General features: G+C 65.0%; 1 protein-coding gene. It reads right to left on the reverse strand.

Annotated elements, in window-relative coordinates:
- Positions 1-260, reverse strand: a 260-nt coding sequence (locus ACCC94_RS30325; protein WP_413353249.1) for an FAD-dependent oxidoreductase, incomplete at both ends; no start/stop codon positions are given.

Consider the following 260-nt stretch of genomic DNA (forward strand, 5'->3'; position numbering starts at 1 on the left):
GGAAAAGACCGGCGCGAATCAGCCAGGCGGGACGCAGATCTGGCATGTGCGGCATCACGAAGCGCAGCGGCCACATGATGTGCGGCGCGGCGCGCAGCAACGTTTCCCGTTCCTGCAACGCTTTGCGCACCAGTCCGAACTCGCGGTATTCCAGGTAGCGCAAACCGCCGTGGATCAGTTTGGTACTTGCCGAGGACGTATGCGCTGCCAGGTCGTCCTGCTCGCACAGAAGCACGGACAGGCCTCGGCCCGCCGCGTCG

This window comes from Pseudomonas sp. Pseusp97, from assembly GCF_047304025.1.
Lineage (GTDB): Bacteria > Pseudomonadota > Gammaproteobacteria > Pseudomonadales > Pseudomonadaceae > Pseudomonas.